General features: G+C 40.9%; 14 protein-coding genes. 1 reads left to right on the top strand and 13 read right to left on the bottom strand.

Annotated features, from left to right (window positions below):
- Positions 1-49: 49 nt before the first annotated feature.
- From H5122_RS08780 to H5122_RS08765, 4 genes are all read right to left on the bottom strand, one after another.
- Positions 50-1,279, bottom strand: coding sequence for an efflux RND transporter periplasmic adaptor subunit (locus H5122_RS08780; RefSeq protein WP_024591919.1), 1,230 nt, complete (start codon positions 1,277-1,279; stop codon positions 50-52).
- Positions 1,280-1,328: 49 nt separating this feature from the next.
- Positions 1,329-1,892, bottom strand: a complete 564-nt coding sequence (locus tag H5122_RS08775; RefSeq protein ID WP_182681522.1) for a hypothetical protein — start codon at positions 1,890-1,892, stop codon at positions 1,329-1,331.
- A 65-nt stretch (positions 1,893-1,957) separates the two neighbouring features.
- Positions 1,958-2,146 (bottom strand): hypothetical protein, encoded by a 189-nt coding sequence (locus tag H5122_RS08770; RefSeq protein ID WP_101216389.1) that lies wholly within the window; start codon positions 2,144-2,146, stop codon positions 1,958-1,960.
- Between the two features lie 191 nt (positions 2,147-2,337).
- Positions 2,338-3,240, bottom strand: a complete 903-nt coding sequence (locus tag H5122_RS08765) for a LysR family transcriptional regulator (RefSeq protein ID WP_008134514.1) — start codon at positions 3,238-3,240, stop codon at positions 2,338-2,340.
- A gap of 130 nt (positions 3,241-3,370) precedes the next feature.
- Between H5122_RS08765 and H5122_RS08760 the strand changes: the two genes are divergently transcribed.
- Complete coding sequence (locus H5122_RS08760; protein ID WP_182681523.1) at positions 3,371-4,129, top strand: SDR family NAD(P)-dependent oxidoreductase; 759 nt, start codon at positions 3,371-3,373, stop codon at positions 4,127-4,129.
- Between the two features lie 250 nt (positions 4,130-4,379).
- On the opposite strand, the gene H5122_RS08755 is transcribed toward H5122_RS08760, so the two are convergent.
- The 9 genes from H5122_RS08755 to H5122_RS08715 form a co-directional block, all read right to left on the bottom strand.
- Entirely contained in the window at positions 4,380-7,313 is a 2,934-nt protein-coding gene (locus H5122_RS08755) for a TonB-dependent receptor (protein WP_182681524.1), read from the bottom strand.
- 65 nt (positions 7,314-7,378) lie between these two features.
- Positions 7,379-10,039, bottom strand: coding sequence for a glycoside hydrolase family 16 protein (locus H5122_RS08750; RefSeq protein WP_182681525.1), 2,661 nt, complete (start codon positions 10,037-10,039; stop codon positions 7,379-7,381).
- Between the two features lie 261 nt (positions 10,040-10,300).
- Positions 10,301-11,092 carry a sterol desaturase family protein gene (locus tag H5122_RS08745; RefSeq protein WP_182673682.1) on the bottom strand — a complete coding sequence of 264 codons (792 nt, stop codon included), beginning with the start codon at positions 11,090-11,092 and terminating at the stop codon, positions 10,301-10,303.
- On the bottom strand, positions 11,085-11,765 hold the full coding sequence (locus H5122_RS08740; RefSeq protein WP_182681526.1) for a CDP-alcohol phosphatidyltransferase family protein: 681 nt from the start codon (positions 11,763-11,765) through the stop codon (positions 11,085-11,087). The genes H5122_RS08745 and H5122_RS08740 overlap by 8 nt, the downstream gene beginning before the upstream one ends.
- Before the next feature lie 32 nt (positions 11,766-11,797).
- Positions 11,798-12,436: an ATP-binding cassette domain-containing protein gene (locus H5122_RS08735; protein ID WP_182681527.1), complete on the bottom strand. Its 639-nt coding sequence runs from the start codon at positions 12,434-12,436 to the stop codon at positions 11,798-11,800.
- A 55-nt stretch (positions 12,437-12,491) separates the two neighbouring features.
- Positions 12,492-14,246 (bottom strand): ABC transporter permease, encoded by a 1,755-nt coding sequence (locus H5122_RS08730; protein ID WP_182681528.1) that lies wholly within the window; start codon positions 14,244-14,246, stop codon positions 12,492-12,494.
- Positions 14,243-15,577, bottom strand: a complete 1,335-nt coding sequence (locus tag H5122_RS08725) for an ABC transporter substrate-binding protein (protein ID WP_182681529.1) — start codon at positions 15,575-15,577, stop codon at positions 14,243-14,245. The genes H5122_RS08730 and H5122_RS08725 overlap by 4 nt, the downstream gene beginning before the upstream one ends.
- Positions 15,564-16,382, bottom strand: a complete 819-nt coding sequence (locus H5122_RS08720) for a DUF547 domain-containing protein (RefSeq protein WP_182681530.1) — start codon at positions 16,380-16,382, stop codon at positions 15,564-15,566. The genes H5122_RS08725 and H5122_RS08720 overlap by 14 nt, the downstream gene beginning before the upstream one ends.
- A gap of 2 nt (positions 16,383-16,384) precedes the next feature.
- Positions 16,385-18,538, bottom strand: a complete 2,154-nt coding sequence (locus H5122_RS08715) for an FAD-dependent oxidoreductase (RefSeq protein ID WP_182673677.1) — start codon at positions 18,536-18,538, stop codon at positions 16,385-16,387.
- Between the last annotated feature and the right edge of the window lie 3 nt (positions 18,539-18,541).

Raw genomic sequence — 18,541 nt, 5'->3', positions numbered from 1 at the left:
TGGGGTTGTTGTTTTTATTGTTATACCTATTTTTATTTTTACATCGCTTTTATAATTCAGTTAAATCATTTGGAAGTGTGCTTAATACTAAATCCCCTTCATTTAACCCAGCTAAAATTTCAATATATTGCTCACCCTGTAAGCCTATTGTTACTTCTTTAGCAAAAATTTCTCCCTCTTCGTATATATATACATTTTGTGTTAGTTGGCGAGGGTTTAAATAAATGGGTTTGGCGATACGTAATGCGTTTGCTTTGTCTGCTACTAATACGTTGGCAGCAATAGATAAGTTACTGATTGCAGATGTAGGTACTTGCTGTATAAATGCAGCTTCTAGTTTTATTTGATTCGCCTCAATACTTGGAAACACCCGCACAACTTTTGCGTTATATAAAGTGCCTTTAATTTCAACCTTCACAGGCATGCCTATTTTTATAGTATCAGCTGCGCTTGCGGGGGCGAGTAATTCGGCATAAAGGCTATTTTTATCTGATAGTTTAGCCAGTACCGTTCCTTTACTCACGGCTTGCCCAACATCAATTTCATCAAGCAACTCTGTTAAAATACCACCTTGTGAGGTTTTTATTTCAAGATTTTGTACATCGCTGTATGTGAGGGCGAGCTGTTGTTTTTCAGATTCAAGGGTTAGGTCTAATGCTTTTTCCTCATACTCACGCGCCGTTAAAAAAGCTTTTTCACTGCGTTTTGTTAAATCTAATTTTAAGCGAATTTGTTCAAGCCGCGTTTTAGCTTTTAAAAAATCAAGCTCACTTAGTAGCTGCTGTTTATGTAATACATCTAAAGTGGCAATTTCTTGCTCTGCAAATTTTAGTTCGCTTTGCGCCATAGCAACGTCGTTAGCCAGTTGCGTTGCTTCGCGCTGTAATTTAGCTAGTGCTGATACATGCATTGCTTGTGCTTTTTGCCAGTTTAATTTTGCTATATCGTATTGGCGTAATAACTGCGGGTTAGATAACGTAAGTACAACGGTATTGCTGGCTAAATGACTACCCGGCAGCACATTTAATTGGCTTACATGGCCATCAATTTGTGCCACTAAACTACTTGACACGCGGGGTTTTAACCGACCAAACACGGCAACTTGCTGCTGTACTGCACCTTTTTCTACCGCTGAATATTTGATTTCGTAAGCTTTATCACTAAATAATACCGTCAGCACAAGCCAAATTGTTGCCACTAATAACAATACACCCAAAGCAAACAGTAAAACAGTTCGCGATTTTATTAAGTTAGAATCTTGCTTTGGAATAGTTAACATTTATTGCCCTTTTAGCTACTAAGCACGCATGGCGCTAAAAAATTAAACACTATTGCGGGTTGAATCCTATTAATGGGATCTCAATTAAATACCACGGGATAGTTGCATGCTTTTTCAGAGTAAGTGCAGCACTTTTTCGTCTTTTATTGGCTTCGATTAATAATTTGGTAAAAGCTCCACCTTCTGAATACAGATAAGTGCCGTCTTTTGGGTCAGTTGGTGTATCAAAGTATAAATACAAATAGTGGGCGTTTGCAGGTACTTGTATATTTGTAAAAGCGAGAAACTCTTCACGGGTGATATTAACGTTGAGTTGCTCATTGTTTAAGACACTTTTTAAATCAGGGGCGACTTTAATTGCTTCTTCATAACTGAGCCAATGCGTGTTGCGAATATCAAAAAGGTAGCCGGTTTGGTAAGTTGCGTAACCGCCAGCATTTAAAAAAAACTGTTCGAAGGTGTCAAAGCGCTTGGTAGTACCGCGTTGCCATTGTTCTAATTTATTATCTTGCGCAGTGAAGCTTTTCATTTCTTTCGTAAGCGGTACATCTGCGTAGCTAGTTGTATGGGCAAAAAGTAAAGAGGCTAATAAAATTTTTAATGAGTATTTCATAATTTTTATGTCCTTATAAAAAGAGCCAATAGCGACAGCAAACTGCTACTGACTGAACTGCTGTTTTAGTTGCAATTTATATCGCAAGGGTTTTCTGATGTGCATGTTCTAGTACCACCACCAGGGGTTTGTACTACGCAGGCGAAATCTTTACCTTTCCAGCCACACGTACTATCACCACAAGCTGCATATACACTAATACTCACACTGCTTACGAATACACCAATAATTACTTTTTTGATAGTGTTAGTCATAATTTAATCTCCATATAAAATGTAAACCCTGAATTGGGTACTTTTTATGTTATCGAGCTGTGTGCATTTTGTAAACATTATATTTACTTTTCTTTGTGAAAAATTATTTTGGTTTTTTAAATAAATTCGTTCTATTCGATGAGGTTTAAATTTTTGCGGCTTAAGCCCGATTAATGGGATCTCAATTAATATTACTTTGTAAAGACGCTCAATTGTTCTTCAAGCCAAAGCATAAATGCACTTACGCGCTTGGGTAGGTGATGCCTATTTGGGTACAAAATATTGATTGGTAGGTCGGGCATCGCGTATTGAGGCAAAACTTGTATAAGTTCGCCAGATTCAAGGTATTTACTTATACCGTGAATAGGTGATTGAATAAGCCCGAAACCACTCAGTACTGCGCTTAAATATGCCTCTGAGGAGTTAACAGTAAGCTGGCTTTTCATCGTTATTGATTGCAATTGATTATTGCTATCTAAATATTCGAAACCCGGATCAGGGATACCAAGTGTTTGACTGTAGCGAACAATGTAATGATTTTTTAAATCGTTAAGAGTTTTAGGTAAACCATGATTTTTTACATAATAACGGCTTACGCAATTTAAAACTTTAAAGCTGCCCAAACGTCGTGCAATTAACGATGAGTCGGTAAGTTCGCCCACTCTTACTACGCAATCAAATCCTTCTTTAATGACATCTACTCGTCTATCGGAGCTGCCAAGTTCTATTTCAAGATTTGGGTGCATTTTTAAAAACGAACTTAAGTTTGGAATTATGGTATCTCGACTAACAGCTTGTGGCATATCTACACGTATTCGGCCTGTTAAACCTTTATCCTCACTTACAAATAAATTTTTTAAATCGTCAGCGTCGCTAATAATTCCCAGTGCACGTTGATAAAATAGCTCACCGTCTGAAGTCATATTTACAGTGCGTGTAGTACGGTGTAATAAACGCGTATTTAATGTACTTTCAAGCATGGTTACTGCTTGCGATACACTTGACTTAGGAAGATTTAAGCTTGTTGCTGCTTTAGAAAAACTACTGAGTTGCGCTACTTTAATAAAAATACGTATTGCGTTTAGGTCCTTCATAATACCGTTTATTGTTCGTTTATTTTGAACAGTGTAACTCTTTTCAGCCTGTTTATCTTTGTTGCTTGAAAAAATATACTGGCTTGGAAGTTATTTAACTCCCCGCTTTTATTTTCAACAGGATATAACAATGAACAAACGAATTGCAGTGATCACCGGTGGTAATCGTGGGCTTGGTAAAAGCACGGTGCTTTGCCTTGCAAAGCAAAATATCGATTGCATTTTTACTTACCGTCGTCATGAAAAAGAAGCAAAACAGGTTGTAAAGCAAGTACAGGAGCTAGGCTCTAAAGCGGTTGCATTGCAATTAGATGTAAGTGATATGCTCGGCTTTGAGGATTTTGCACAGCAACTACAAAATGTCCTGCAGACTCATTGGCAGCAAAGTGAGTTTGATTACTTAATTAATAATGCAGGGGTGGGGCTTACTAGCAGTTTTGCAGACACAAGTGAATCAACTTTTGATACGTTAATAAATATTAACTTAAGGGGAGTATTTTTTATTACCCAAACATTGTTACCCTTTATAAAAAACGGTGGTCGTATTATTAATTTATCAAGTGGTTTAACGCGTTTTTCATTACCCGGTCATATTACTTATGCAATGACCAAAGGTGCAATAGAAGTAATGACAAGGTATTTAGCTCAAGAACTTGCACCTAAAAATATTACGGTAAATGTTGTAGCCCCTGGTGCAATTGAAACCGACTTTGGTAATGGTGTCGTTCGTGATAACGATGAAGTAAATGCGTTTATTACATCACAAACGGCAATGGGCAGAGTTGGTGTAACAGACGATATAGGGCCTATGATTACTAACTTATTAGCGGACGAAAACCGTTGGATGACAGGCCAACGACTTGAGGTATCGGGCGGTATGTATATGTAATCATACCAATCGACATGAATCTTTGAGCAATTTAGTGAATTAAATTTCACTATAGCGTCGTCTAAATTTTTATTTAGAACAACTAGGTACAAAAATTTTTGCCTAGTTATAGCGTAATTTTCTTAACGTTAAATAGACCCCATATATAAACAGACTGGTATCACTTATTAAAAAATTATAACTTTAGACAATAAAAAACCGCTCGGTGAGCGGTTTTTTGCATTTTTAAACATACTAAAGGAAATTTAGTTTAGAACGTGTAACGTGCACCAATTGAGTAACGAGGACCGTATTGATTAGCAAATAAGAACTGCTCTTCGTAACGTCCGTAACCTTCTTCAGTGGCATTATTTAAGTTTATGCCATCAAAAAATACCGTTACGTTTTCGTTTACATCGTAGTTAACGCTCATATCCCACTGGCCATACGCTTTAGCATATTGCGGAGGCGCATCAGCTGAACCTTGTGCTTGGCCTACACCAATTAGATACGAGTCGCGCCATGCGTAAGTAATTTTAACTGATAGGCCGTCTTTTTCGTAAAAGCCTTGGAAGTTAGCTGAGTCACTTAAGCCTGTAAGCGGTGCTTGTTGATCAAGGCTTTCGCTATCAAATTCAACGTCGCCATCTACAAACGTTGCGTTAACACCAACACCAAAACCGGTTTCACCAATTAAGTGCTGAACAGCTACTTCAAAACCATCTACCGATTTACTGTCGGTGTTTTGTGGTTGGCTAATATTCCATGTAATTAGCGGATCGTCGCTGTTTGGTTCAATAACGCCATTTGCATTGCCGTAACCGCTGGCAATCATTTGTGCAAAAATAGCGTCGGTTGTTGCTTGCTCACCACGTGATTCAATATCGCTTACGGCTTGTAAGTAACGAGGGCCGTTTAAAATATCGTGCAAGCCATCAATAGTAGTTTGCGTAATGGTGGTTTGAATAAAGTTATCAACGTCTTTTTTAAAGTAACCAACAGATGCGTAGCTGCCTTCTGCGTAGTAATACTCAAGTGATAAATCAAGGTTTGTTGATTCAAACGGCAATAAGTTTGTATTACCTTGGCTACCTGTGCGAGAACCTGGTTTTGGGCTGCCTGTTAAGCTGCGGCCACCGGCTAAATTACCTAGTGGTGCACGCGACATTGTTTTACCCCAAGATACGCGGGCTACTACGTCTTCAGTTAAATCAACACTTACGTCGATTGAAGGCAGTAAAACATCGTAATCACCTTGTTGCTCTAAGAAGTTATCATCGCCGCCAGCAGCGTATTGCATGATCCACTCAGAAGCGCTGATCCAATTAACTTGATCTTCAACGCGTTGACGTACAGTACTGGTTACGTCTGTTTGCTCATAGCGTAGGCCTGCATTTACTTTTACGTAGTAGTTACTTACGTCAAATTCCCAGCTTGATTGAACGTAAAAGCTATTAGTGATTTCTTCTACGTAGCTTTCGCTGTCAATACCATCCATATATGCATTTGCGGCGTATGCATCTGAGCCTGTTACATCTGCTGTTAAGTAAGCAATTTGGCGCGCAACAGCTTCGTCAAAATCGTAGGTATAGTAGTAACCAGGTTGTAAGTCGCTGCCGCCGCCTTCAAATTGATCTAAAAGGCCCGATGTATCGTGGCGAGTGAACATGCTATCTGGGAATATTTCTGTATACGATGGGTTAAAGCCTGGACCACCTACTAAACCACTCCATGCGGTGTAACCACCGGTGTTTTGTTCTGTACGTGATGCGCCAAATTTTACTTTAACTAAACCAATGTCATAACTTTCGTTATACCATGTTGTATGTAGCTGTAATTGTTCAATGTTTGACTCACCCGGTGAGTGAGTAAACTGACTAAAGTTTGAATCAATTTCGCCAGGCGTTAATTCACTTGTGCCATTTAACCAATTAACTTGAGCACTTGGAATATCGCCTGTGCGGTAATCGTAAATTTTATTAGCAAGCTGATCTGAGCCCAAAATCACTTGGCCGGTACTGCCTAGCCCGTCATCGGCGCCGTTATCAGTTTCGTTTTTAGAGTCGTGGTAATCAAGCTCTACGTGCCATGTGTCGTTAATTTCCCAATCAAGATTTAAACCAAGTGAGCGTGCTTTTACTTCTGTAGTACCTTTATTGGCTGTGAAGGACGCATCGTTACCGCTAATATCAGCATAAACAGCTGTACCATTTTCATCTAGTTCGTAGCCATTAATATTGCTACCAAAGTCGTTCCAAATACCCCAACCAATGCTCTGAGAACCTGTAACTGCTTTACTTGCAGTGTAATCAAGTGTTGCTACAAAGCCATCTACCGGTGCATATTGAAAGGTAACTTGTCCGTTTGTACGTTCACGTTCTACATCTTCAATAGAGTAGTTCATGTCTTTAGGGAAATAGTAGTTACCTGCAGGGTCTGTGCGGTTATCAACGACGTTGCTGCTATCTAATTCAGGTAAGTCTACGTTTGCCTGCCAGCCTTGAATATTTGCACTTTGTTTTTGAAAGTCACGCTCTTGGTGCGAAAACGAAAAACCAAAGCCAAAAGTGTCATCTACAAAAGTATTGCTGTAAACAGTAGAAAACTCTGGTGTTACGTCATCGCCAGCTTCGTTTGACGAGTCGTGATTTGCTTTAACGGTAGCTGAAAAGTTTTGACCCGGCTTTTGAAAAGGGCGCGCAGTAGAAATATTTACCGTTGCACCTAAGCCACCGCTTGGCACGTCTGCACGTGCTGTTTTAAACACTTCAAGGGCACTTACGCCCTCAGAGGCGATGTTTTCAAGGTTGTACGAGCGTGTATAACCTGTGCCCGGCATTTGGCGGCCATTTAAGGTTATTAAGTTAAACTCAGGGCCAAAACCACGTACTGTAATTTGGCTACCTTCACCGTTTGCACGGCTCACCGATACGCCGGTAATACGTTGTAATGATTCTGCTAAGTTGGTATCTGGGAATTTACCCATTTCTTCAGATGAAATGGCATCTACAATACCAGAAGAGTCGCGTTTCATATCCATAGAACGAATAAGTGAACCACGAATACCTTTTACTTCAATAACTTCTACATCAGATGAAACGCTTGTTTCTGCTTCTGCCGCAATAGCTGTGTTTAATGTGCTCGCAGCAATGATGAGAGACACAGAAGCCGCAAGTTGGCTCTTTTTAAAATTGAATGTGTTCATAATAGCTCTGCTTTATAAAATGTTGTTGTGTAGCAATAGGCGCTAAGCGCCTATTGGTGTGTGTTTTATGGATTTGCAATAATCACGTTGTCTATACGGTAAAGCGCGCCATCGCCCATGTCCCAGCTAGGAAAAACCATAATTACGTTTAATGCGCTAATGTCTAAGCCTGCATCAAATAATTGCTGAAGAGGGAAGGTGTATGTTTGCCATTCGCCCGTTACAGGTGCTTGGCCTTCAACACTGCTAGATAAAGCAAGCTCTACGGCACTCGATGTACCAATTGATTCAATTTTAAATAGCCACTGAGCGTCAATATCTGAAGGGGCTGATACAACTTTCATATCAAATTGAACTACACCATTTTCAAGTATTGCAGAGGCATCAAACGATACGTCTTCATCAGCTATAAAGCCCATTACTGTAGCAGTAGAACCAATGCTAAATTGCGCTACTGCGCCATGCGCGTCATCATCGGTTTCTGTTGTTGGGGTAGAGCCACCACAACAATCCCAAATACTCCACTGATCGGCAGCTGCATCTTTAAATACAGTAAGCTCACCCGTTGCAGCTGGCGCTGCATTTGGATTATAAATCTTAACGTTATCTACACGGTAAACAGAGCCTTCACCTGCACCCCACGCTGGGAAAATCATCAGTACATCTATAGTACTTACATCTAAGCCAGCAGCTGCAAGATCAGACAATTTAAATGTATATGTTTGCCACTCGCCTGTAACTGGCGCTACGCCTTCAACACTTGCCGTTAATTCAAGCTCTACTGCAGAGTCTCCGCCATTTGACTCAACTTTAAACAACCACGGTGTAGCTGGATCGCTAGGAGTAGAGGTTACTTTTAAATCAAATTGAATAACGCCTTCATCTAAAATGCTACTAGCGTCAAACGATTCGCCTGCGCCTCCTGACGATGTGCGGCTATTAAAGCCCATCACAGTAGGCTCTGCACCAATGCTAAACTCTGCGGTTAGACCATGTTCTTCATCATCCATAGCTTCAACAGGGGTTGAGCCACCACAACAATCCCACATTGGCCATGCTAGATTTTGCTCATCAGTAAAAATAGTAAGTTCAGGTGATACGCCTAAGTTATCTTGAGTAATCTCAACATCGTCAATTAAATAAACAGCGCCTTCACCTGCGCCCCATGTTGGAAACACCATGATCACATCAATTGCACTGATATCTAAATCTGCAGCATCTAAATCTTTTAGTAAAAATGTATAAGTTTGCCATTGGCCAACAACGGGACTTACGCCTTCAACACTGTCTGTAATCGGCATTTCTACTGCGCTAGAACCTTCATTACTTTCAAGTTTTACAAGCCAAGCTGCATCAGCTGTGCCTGGTGCATTTGTTACTTTCATTTTAAAGCGAACGTAACCTTCATCCAGCATTGGAGATGCATCAAACGGGCTGGCTTTTCCTGCTTCGTCAGTAATAAAAATTTCACGGCTAATAAAGCCCATTACAGTGGGTTCTGCACCTACTACAAATTCAACTACATCACCTTGGGTTTCATCTGCAACAATAGCGGGAGTAGAACCACCACAACAATCCCATGCAGGCCAATTTGGATTAAATGACTCACCAAAAATAGTTAGCGGTGTTGCAATGCCTGTCGAAGGTGGGCTAGGAATTGGTGCATCGCCTTCAAGCAAAGCATCGTCTAAGCTATTGTAACCTGGGCGAATAGTTTCACAGCCTTTACCTGTTTCAGGGTTTGATGCACATTGATAAACACGTACGTAATCAATAGCAAAGGTTTGACCGTTTTCAAATGCGCTAGCGTCTACACCTAAATCATTTACGTTTTCAGGCCAGTCACCGCCTACTGCTAGGTTTAGCAATAAGTGAAAGTCTTTATCAAATGGTGCGCTATCCCAATGCGTTGTAAGTTCGCCAGAACCTTGTTCAAAGTATTCTGCAAACCAACCACGATGTTTTAGGCCTACAGCCTCACCACTTGCATTAGTACGAACTTCTGATTGACGCTGAGTTGCATAAAGGTAACCGTCTACGTACCAGCGAATTTCACCTTCTTGCCATTCAACAGCATACGTGTGGAAATCATCTGCCGGGTTAGTATCTTCAGGGAATTTGTATTCTTGCCCTGTGTAGCTGTTATCTGGCCACGCACGTCCGTAATGAAGTGTGCCGTGGATACTAGACTCTATACCGCCGTCTTCATCCGGTGTTTTAAGGTTTACTGATTCTAAAACATCTATTTCGCCAGAACGAGGCCAAGTGCCGTAAACTTCATCAGTTGGCAGCATCCAAAATGCTGGCCAGCTACCTTGTCCTGATGGAAGTTTGGCGCGCACTTCAAAGCGACCATATGTAAAGTCGGCGTTGTAACGCGTATTTAAGCGCGCTGAAGTGTAAGGTTTTTCTGCACCCTCTTCAGCGGGTAGGGCAACAATGTTTAACACACCGTCTGCAATGAATGCATTTTGCTCGCTGTCGGTGTAACACTGTTTCTCGTTGTTACCACCGCCATCGCAGTTTAATTCATAGTTCCATTTGTTTGTATCAATGGCTGAGCCTTCAAACTCGTCGCTCCAAACCATTTGCCAATCTGATACTGGCTCAGAGGCATCTACATTTTCAAAATTTGATTTAGTGGCAGAGTCATCACCACAGCCAGCTAACGTAACTAAAGAGATAGCGGCAAGTAAACGTGTAATGTGCGTTGTTTCAATGTTCATAACTGAACCCCGGTTTCAACAGATTATTGTCAGATTAATTGTTTTTTGAGCTTTGTTTTTCATGCTGTAAGCGCTTACATTTTGGATTGTGTTTTGTAAGCGCTTACAAATGATATTGTGGAGTACGCAAATGGTCAACATATTTGTTTATTTTATTTACAATTAGTTTACGGTAAGAGGCGTTTTAGTGTTACTTAATTGATAATAGGCTCTTTAATAAGAGCCTATTAAATATAGGGCTAATTCGAGAATGTACGCGGTTTACTTATTTTTAAATGGCATGATCAATAAACCCCAAAGCGAGGCGTTTTGCTTTTGGCTTGGATATTCCTTTAAGCCAATATTTATATCTGCGTCGGTTTTTTTAGCTTTATCTTTGTAGCTACCAAATAATTTATCCCACCAAATTACACTAAAACCATAGTTTGAGTTAGTTTCACTAACCACTTGGCTATGGTGAATTCGATGCAATATTTGCGTCATTAATATTAAACGCAGTGGTTTTTCAATGGCATTAGGTAGGCGTATATTTGCATGATTAAATAGTGCTAAACCATTAAGTGCTATTTCAAAAATAAGTACCGCAATGGCAGGTACGCCAAGAGCTGTTACTGCAATGAGCTTTATAAGTATGCTCAGTACAATTTCGATAGGGTGAAAGCGCAAGCCCGTACTTGTATCTACGTGTGCATCGGCGTGGTGAACGCGGTGCAAACGCCATAATATAGGCACTTGATGAAATAATCTATGCTGCCAATAAATTAATATATCGAGTAAAAGTATGCTCAATATAATAATTAAACTGCTTGGTAGGGCTATTTGATTAAATAAGCCAATGCCGTGCTCTTGATTGTAAAGTGCAACAGCGGTTAACCCAATAGGGACCACTAAGCGCGCAATAACTGATGATGCAAACACTAATCCAAAATTAGCAAACCAACGTGTACTGCTTTTAATAGGTGCTTGGCGAGCAGGCTTTTGCCATTCAAGCAGCATCATTATAATTAAAATGCTAAAAAAGCAGCCGAGTCGCCACCATACTTCATTAGTCATTTATTACCTCAGAATTTGCACTGTTAGGCACGTTTTCAGCTGCTTTGTTAGCATCGGCTTCTTGTTGCTTAAGCGTGTGATAACCGCCATGTATACGGGTAAAAATAGTTATGCCACATGCAATAGCAAAAATGCTCGCCATAACCGCAAAGTGCTGCGGCCAAATACAAAATGCAATAAATAGCGCTATTGTTTCAGTGCCTTCGGTTAAACCGTTTAAGTAGTAAAAGCTTTTGTATTTAAATTGCGGTTTTTCGAGTTTAAATTTTTCTGCGGCAATCGCAAAAGCTAAAAAGCTTGAGCCCGTACCAATAAAAGTGGCAAGTAATAAGGAGCCCGCTATCGCGTTTTGCTCAGGGTTTGCCAAAATAAAGCCAAGCGGAATAGCCGCGTAAAATAAAAAGTCGAGTGTGATATCTAAAAAGCCACCCGCGCTTGAACTTTGGTTTGCATAACGTGCTAATGCGCCATCAAGTCCATCTAAAATTCGATTTAAAGCAATGGCCACTAATGCGCCGTACCACATTCCAAACGCCAGTAATGGCACAGCTAATAAGCCAACTAAAAAGCCTACAACAGTGAGCTGATCGGCGGTTATGCCGCGTTTATGCATAAGTATAACCACAGGTGTTAAAAGTGGCTTAATTACAGGGGAGATAAATTTGTCTAGCATGTTTATTGCCTTATGCGTTTAAAGCTATGTATTTAAAGTGCGCTATTTAAAGTTATGAGTTTGCCACTTGCAGCGTCGGCGTCGCTATGGTCATGAGTTACCATAATTGCAGGTAGCTTATGATCGCGTATTTGGCTAAACACGAGTTCGCGTGTATCAACACGCAGTTGGGTGTCGAGTTTGCTAAAGGGTTCGTCGAGTAAAATGGCCTTAGGTTCGCTCAGCAGCATACGTAATAATGCAACACGGGCTTGCTGCCCGCCCGATAAGTTATCGGGGTGACGATTGCCCATATCTTTAAGACCTACTTGCTCAAGTGCGTGTTCTATTTTTTCAAGGCGTTGTTTTTTATTGCCTTTTGGCATTGCAAAGGCAATGTTACCAGCAACAGTTAAATGCGAAAACAATAAAGCGTCTTGATAAAGCACTCCAATATGGCGCAAGTGTGGAGGGGTGTTATCGATATTTTGACCATTAAGCCACACCTCTCCATTGGCCTTAAAGCTACTTGGTAAAGTACCCGTAAGCCAATTTAATAAGCTTGATTTACCACTGCCTGATGGGCCCATAATAGTCAGGATTTCACCGCCATTAACTTGCTCGTTTAAGCTAAGTAGCAGCTCATTTTGGCGATAAAGCTGACAATTTTTAATTTGTAACGATGACTGCATTAAAAAACCTTAACCCTGATAGTGTTAAACATGGGTGCTTTAAATATGTGCACTTTTAAGCACGTGCACTTTTAAAAAAATATTTAGGTAAAACCCATGCCAGTATAAATCCAATAAGTGGCAACGCCATTTGCATAATAGCGTACACGGCACTGGTGCGTCTGCTTGCGCCATTGGCAAGCGTAACGGCTTCGGTTGTTATTGTGGCTATGCGCCCGCCGCCAGCTAAAAGCGTGGGGAGGTATTGTCCAAAACTAATTGCTAAGCCCAGTGCGGCTGCAATTAAAATAGGGGCAAACAACTGAGGTAGTTTTACTTTAAAAAACACCTTGCATGGCGCTGCGCCTAGGTTTGCTGCAACATTCGCAAAACGAGGATCTAAGCGCCTATAACTGCTCGCCAGTGACAAAAACACGTAAGGCAACACAAACAGTAAATGCGTAAGTACCACATTAAAAAATGCTGCTTGGTTATTTACCAATTGTTGTATCCATACTAACCCAAACAAAAAGGCAATACTGGGTACTAATAATGGTAAGTAAATAATTAAACTGGTAAAACGAGAAATCGGTTTGTCACTCAATTGCTCTGATTCTAAACACAATAAAGTAAGAATAATGGCAAATAGTGTGGTTACTAAACCGATTGCTAGGGTATTAAAAAGCGGGCTGCTCATTTGCATTAGCGCACTTTTAAAATGCAGTAGTGTAAATTGCTCAGGCATTGCATCTGGAAAGCGCCAAAAGCCTGCAACCGACCACATAACTAAACCAATAAGTGACAACAATATGAAGCTAATTACTAATGTGGTGAGTACGACCGTTATTTTTTGCCAATAAAATCCGCCGTATTCGCGCACTCCATTAGTGAGAGAGTCGCTAAATAGCACTTTTACGGCCTTTTCTGCGCCAAGCCAAAGGGCTAATAACCCTCCTGTAACAGCCAGTTGTAATAAAGCGCCCGCTGAGGCTTTAATGCGCAGGTTTAAATCAACATCGTTAAACCAATGCATTATTGCAACGGCCAATGTGGGTGGTGTATTTGGGCCTAAAATGAGTGGCATTTCTACACTGGCACTTGCATAGGCAAGCACGGCTAAAAGGGGCAAACGCAGCAGCGGATAAAGGCTTGGCAGTATTACTTTAAAAAAGGCGGTCATTGGGCAATAACCCAAGTTAAGCGCAACCTTATGTTGTTGGCGTAATTTTTTGCCAAGCTCAGGTTGAGCAAGTACGCCCAGTGCCATTAATAATAAAAAGGGAAGCTCTTTTAGTGTTAAGCCTAAAATAATACTAATACCGAATGAATCATGCGGAAACATGCCGTTTGGCGCAAGTTCCCAGCCGCTTAACCAAGGCGACGCTAAGCGTGAAATCATACCTGAAGGGGCAATTAAAAACCCTACTGCAATAGCCGCGGCGGCATGAGGTATAACTAATATAGGGCTCAATAAACGCTGAATTCGGTTAAGCCACGGGCTATTAAAAAACGCAGCTAAAATCATTAAGGTAATGATAAATGCAAGTAAAGTACTTATTAAGCCCGTTGCAACGCTTAAGGTAACCATTTGGGTAAGGCCAGGTGTTTGCCAAAGGGCATTAAAACCTTGCAAGCTAAACGTTGTTTGCTCAAGTACGGGCGCATAACTAAAGGCAGGCAGCAATACGCTAATTAAGCCACCAAGTACGGGTAGTATAAGTAAAGCGAGTAAAAATCGCGGGCTAAATTTTACAATGCGCGTAAACATATCGGTGCTGCACTGCGTTGTTGCTTTGGTATTAATCGGTACACTTTTTGAAATAACACTCATTGGCTTACTCCATAACGAGTTTGCCAACCTTGCATAATGGCGTTTACCCAGCTTGGATGAGGTTCGCTCAATGTGCGTTTAATACTGTTTAAAGGCAGTGCACTTGGATGTGGTTTAGCTGTTTTAAATAAGGCTTGCTGATCAGGCGTTAACGTTGATTGAATAAGTACGCTTTTATCGCCCCATATATGCGCCTTTTGTTTTTGGGCTTGCGCCTCAGGGCTGAGTAAAAAATTAGCCACTAATTGCGCACTTTGCTGGTGGCTTGCATTGTAAGGGATTGCCACAAAATGAGTATTACTTAAACTGCCATCACTCATTGCGTAACTGCGAATGCTATTTGGTAAATCATAGCGTTTTACAGCTGCGGGTACTTCAGGTGCTGAAAAAGTAAAGGCTAAACTCAACTCTGTATCGTCCACAAGGCGGCGCATTTGAGCACCACTTTGCATAAAATGAGTGCCACCACGCCAAAGAGTTGGGTGTAGTTTATCTAAAAAGTCCCACAGTGGGTTTAACACTTGCGCTGTATTTTTAGTTGTAGCTGGTTGGTTTAGCTGCGCTTTAATATTTTCGCTGCTGTGCTGATGCAGTACAACTAAGGCGTATTTTAAAAAGCTCATACCTAAAAAGTCAGGCGGCTTTGGGTAACTAAAGCGACCAGGGTTTTGTGCGCTCCAGTTTAGTAATTCGTTTAATGTCGTCGGCAATTTATTGTTTGCCTTACCATTTATTGCAATGCTGTCGTAATAAAACGTAAGTGACGCTTGCCCCCATGGCGCTTCCATCCCATTGGTAGGTAGACCAAAATCAAAGGTTACAGCAGGGTTATTAGCCGGATCGGTTAATGCAAAGTAGGGGAGTTTATTTGCCCATTGCTTTAAAAGCAGAGAGTGCTCACTCATGGTGGCAAAGTTAGCTCCGTTGATCCACATTAAATCTACGCTGCCTTGGTTGTTATTGTTTGCTGATTTTTCGGCAAGTACACGGCTTACTGCTTCGCTGGTGTTGCTTAATTTTACATGTACCAGGTTAATGTTGTACTTAGTTTTAACTTGCTGCGCTGCCCATTGAATATAAGCATTTATTTGTGCGTCGCCGCCCCATGCATAAAAGTAAACATCTTGATTACTACCAAGTGTTTGAACTTGTTGCCAGCGAGCTCCCTGTTGTGTGTTTATTACTAAATTACTTTTACTATTTGAGTTGATAACGGGATTAGCAAACGCAGTGCTCGAAAAAACAGCTAAATTTGCGATTACACAAACGCAAAACGCGACACAGCAAAAGCTGTATCGCGCCAGTGTTTGCCAAAACTTAATGGCGAACATTTAAATCCCAGTTGTAGTCTAAAAATTTAACTTTCATGTCATCATTTTTAAGTGCTTTTTGCTGAGCGGGTATCAGTTTAAGTGCATCGCTATATTGCAGGAAAAACTGCTGTAGCGTGTTTGCACCTCTAAAACCGTTTTCAAAATCATCGCCGTACCATTTAAATATTGAAGACACGCTTAGCGTATTTTCTTGAGCCATATTACGTGTCATATCTGATAAAAAGCGCACCGTTTGCTCTTGTAGTTGTGCTTCTAAAGTGTCGGCTGTATACGCTTCTTCTCGAAGCGCTGGGCAACCAATACTCGCGCAATTTACTGCAAAGTGAATACGTGGGTCGTTGTATTTACCGCTGCCACGTATTAAACCATGCTCTATATCATCAAGGCTGCGAGTTTTGCCAAGTAATGGCACAAACTCTTTACTCCATGGTGAGCTAAAAAAGCTCCCTAAGTCTTTAATTGACTTAATATCAGGGTACTTAGTCAATATAAGTTCAACAGTCCACGCATTATAAGCATTGATTAAAAAAGCGAGTTGCTTAGGCTTTTCCCACGCGTCAAATTCGCTTTGCGTTACAGCCGTTAACGAATCTAAATACGTTTTTAGCTGTGTATGCTCACGTTTTATAGCAGCGTAATCAACCTCAGTACTGTGATTATGATTAATAGCGACAACATACTTATTTAATAATGCATTCCAGCTATCGTGCATGTTTTGGGCTTGGGTCGAAAATGATGTTGCAAACGATGTTACAACTAAAGCCGAACTAAGTAGCAATGCTTTTAGAGGTGTTTTAAACATAATTAACCTCGACGCCAAGTGTGGTATTTTTCAAGCAAGTTAAGCACTTTTTCAGGTGCATGAGCGCGTTTCCACTCACCTGCTGCGTATTTGTTACCTTCAGCCCAAGTAGGGTAGCTGTGTATAGTACCGAGTATTTTGTTAAGGCCTAAACCGTGTTTCATTGCCAGTACAAACTCAGCAATTAAATCGCCAGCGTGTTCAGATACTACGGTAACACCCAATATTTTGTCTTTGCCTTTGGGTGTAATTACTTTAATAAAGCCTTTAGTGGCGCTGTCGGTAATTGCACGGTCTAGCTCTTCAAATTCAAAACGAGTGATTTCGTAATCTATGCCTTTGTCTTTTGCGTCTTGCTCGTTTAAGCCAACACGTGCTACTTCTGGGTCAATAAACGTAGTCCACGGAATAACACGGTAATCTACTTTAAACTTTTTAAGGTGACCAAATAAGCCATTTACCGCTGCGTACCAACCCTGATGAGCTGCCACATGTGTAAATTGGTATGGACCTACAATATCGCCTGCTGCAAAAATATTAGGGTACAGTGTTTCTAGGTATTCGTTAGTTACTACTGTGCGGTTTGTTTCAATGCCAAGCTCTTCAAGGCCATAACCTTTAAGGCGTGCACTTCTACCAACGGCACATAATAGCTCGTCGTATTCAATATCTATTTCTTTGTCGTTATGTTTAACAACAATATATTTTTTACCATCGCGAGCTTCACAGCGAAGTGCTTGGTGCGATGTTAAAATATTAACACCACTTTCGGTTAACGCTTCGTGAGCAAAAGTAGACACTTCAAGATCTTCTTTGATCATGATGCGCTCCGCCATTTCAATTTGCGTAACGCTTGAACCTAAACGTGCAAAGCTTTGTGCTAATTCGCTACCAATTGGACCACCACCAAGTACTACAAGTTTTTTAGGTGCTTCGTCTAGCTCTGCAAATTTATTCCACAATGTATCGCTTGTTACATAGCCTGTTTCTTCAATACCAGGTAGTGGCGGTACAAATGGGCGTGCGCCAGTTGCAATAACAATGGTGCGTGCCGTGAGTGTTTGCGTGCCACCGTCGTTAAGTTTAATTTCTACAGTCCACGGGTCTATTAATTTACCGTAACCTTTTACAACATCTACGCCTAGGTTGGTGTAACGCTCAACGCTGTCGTGCGGTGCTACATCGGCAATAACTTTATGTACACGTGCCATTACTTTTTTGAACGAAAACTGCGGTGTCGCATTTTCTAGGCCGTAGTTTTCACCATGGCGAATTTGTTCTGCAATTTTAGCGCTTTTAATGACTGCTTTACTTGGAACACAACCATAGTTTAAACAGTCTCCACCCATTTCGCCCGCTTCAATAAGGGTTACTTTTGCTTTAACAGCAGCGGCTATATAACTTGTTACCAAACCACCTGCGCCTGCGCCAATAACAATCATGTTACGGTCGAATTTTTTAGGCTTAGTGTAGTTTTTGTATACGCGACGCTTTTTAAACACGTTTAAGATTCCTTTTGCAATGAATGGGAATATACCCAATAAAGCGAATGATAAGATTAAGTTGAATGATAAAATTCCAGATAAGCTCTCTATTTGCGCCAGTTGTGTACCTGCGTTAACAAATACAAATGTACCGGCGAGCATACCTGCTTGGCTTACCCAGTAGTAAGTCCAAGACTTTATTGAAGTAACACCCATTAGTAAGTTGATTAAAAAGAACGGAAACACCGGCACTAATCTAAGCGTAAATAAGTAAAATCCACCTTCTTTTTCAACGCCTGCATCAATGGCGGCTAATCGCTCAGGAAAACGTTGTTTAATAGTGTCACGTAGTAAGTAACGCGATACTAAAAAGGCAAGTGTTGCGCCAATAGTTGAGGCAAAAGATGCAACCAATAAGCCTTCAACTAAGCCAAACAATGCACCTGCGGCAAGTGTTAAAATAGCGGCGCCTGGTAAAGAGAGAGCAGTTACTACTACGTATAGTAAAAAGAACCCACCAATAACGAGTAACGGTGACTGCTCTTTGTATTGGTTAAACTGATCCATCGATCCTTTTAAGCCATCAAGCGTAAGTAGTTGGTGTAAGTCAAAATGAAAGAACAGGCCGACGGCGGCCGCTGCAATCAATAATAGAAATATTTTTTTAATCATGTT

Source organism: Pseudoalteromonas sp. SG43-8 (assembly GCF_014164245.1).
GTDB lineage: Bacteria > Pseudomonadota > Gammaproteobacteria > Enterobacterales > Alteromonadaceae > Pseudoalteromonas > Pseudoalteromonas distincta.
This window is presented reverse-complemented; position numbering and strand designations above follow the sequence as displayed.

Coding starts and splice junctions, on each gene's coding strand:
- H5122_RS08780 (WP_024591919.1), bottom strand. CDS start 1,279: ATGTTAACTATTCCAAAGCAAGATTCTAACTTAATAAAATCGCGAACT.
- H5122_RS08775 (WP_182681522.1), bottom strand. CDS start 1,892: ATGAAATACTCATTAAAAATTTTATTAGCCTCTTTACTTTTTGCCCAT.
- H5122_RS08770 (WP_101216389.1), bottom strand. CDS start 2,146: ATGACTAACACTATCAAAAAAGTAATTATTGGTGTATTCGTAAGCAGT.
- H5122_RS08765 (WP_008134514.1), bottom strand. CDS start 3,240: ATGAAGGACCTAAACGCAATACGTATTTTTATTAAAGTAGCGCAACTC.
- H5122_RS08760 (WP_182681523.1), top strand. CDS start 3,371: ATGAACAAACGAATTGCAGTGATCACCGGTGGTAATCGTGGGCTTGGT.
- H5122_RS08755 (WP_182681524.1), bottom strand. CDS start 7,313: ATGAACACATTCAATTTTAAAAAGAGCCAACTTGCGGCTTCTGTGTCT.
- H5122_RS08750 (WP_182681525.1), bottom strand. CDS start 10,039: ATGAACATTGAAACAACGCACATTACACGTTTACTTGCCGCTATCTCT.
- H5122_RS08745 (WP_182673682.1), bottom strand. CDS start 11,092: ATGACTAATGAAGTATGGTGGCGACTCGGCTGCTTTTTTAGCATTTTA.
- H5122_RS08740 (WP_182681526.1), bottom strand. CDS start 11,765: ATGCTAGACAAATTTATCTCCCCTGTAATTAAGCCACTTTTAACACCT.
- H5122_RS08735 (WP_182681527.1), bottom strand. CDS start 12,436: ATGCAGTCATCGTTACAAATTAAAAATTGTCAGCTTTATCGCCAAAAT.
- H5122_RS08730 (WP_182681528.1), bottom strand. CDS start 14,246: ATGAGTGTTATTTCAAAAAGTGTACCGATTAATACCAAAGCAACAACG.
- H5122_RS08725 (WP_182681529.1), bottom strand. CDS start 15,577: ATGTTCGCCATTAAGTTTTGGCAAACACTGGCGCGATACAGCTTTTGC.
- H5122_RS08720 (WP_182681530.1), bottom strand. CDS start 16,382: ATGTTTAAAACACCTCTAAAAGCATTGCTACTTAGTTCGGCTTTAGTT.
- H5122_RS08715 (WP_182673677.1), bottom strand. CDS start 18,538: ATGATTAAAAAAATATTTCTATTATTGATTGCAGCGGCCGCCGTCGGC.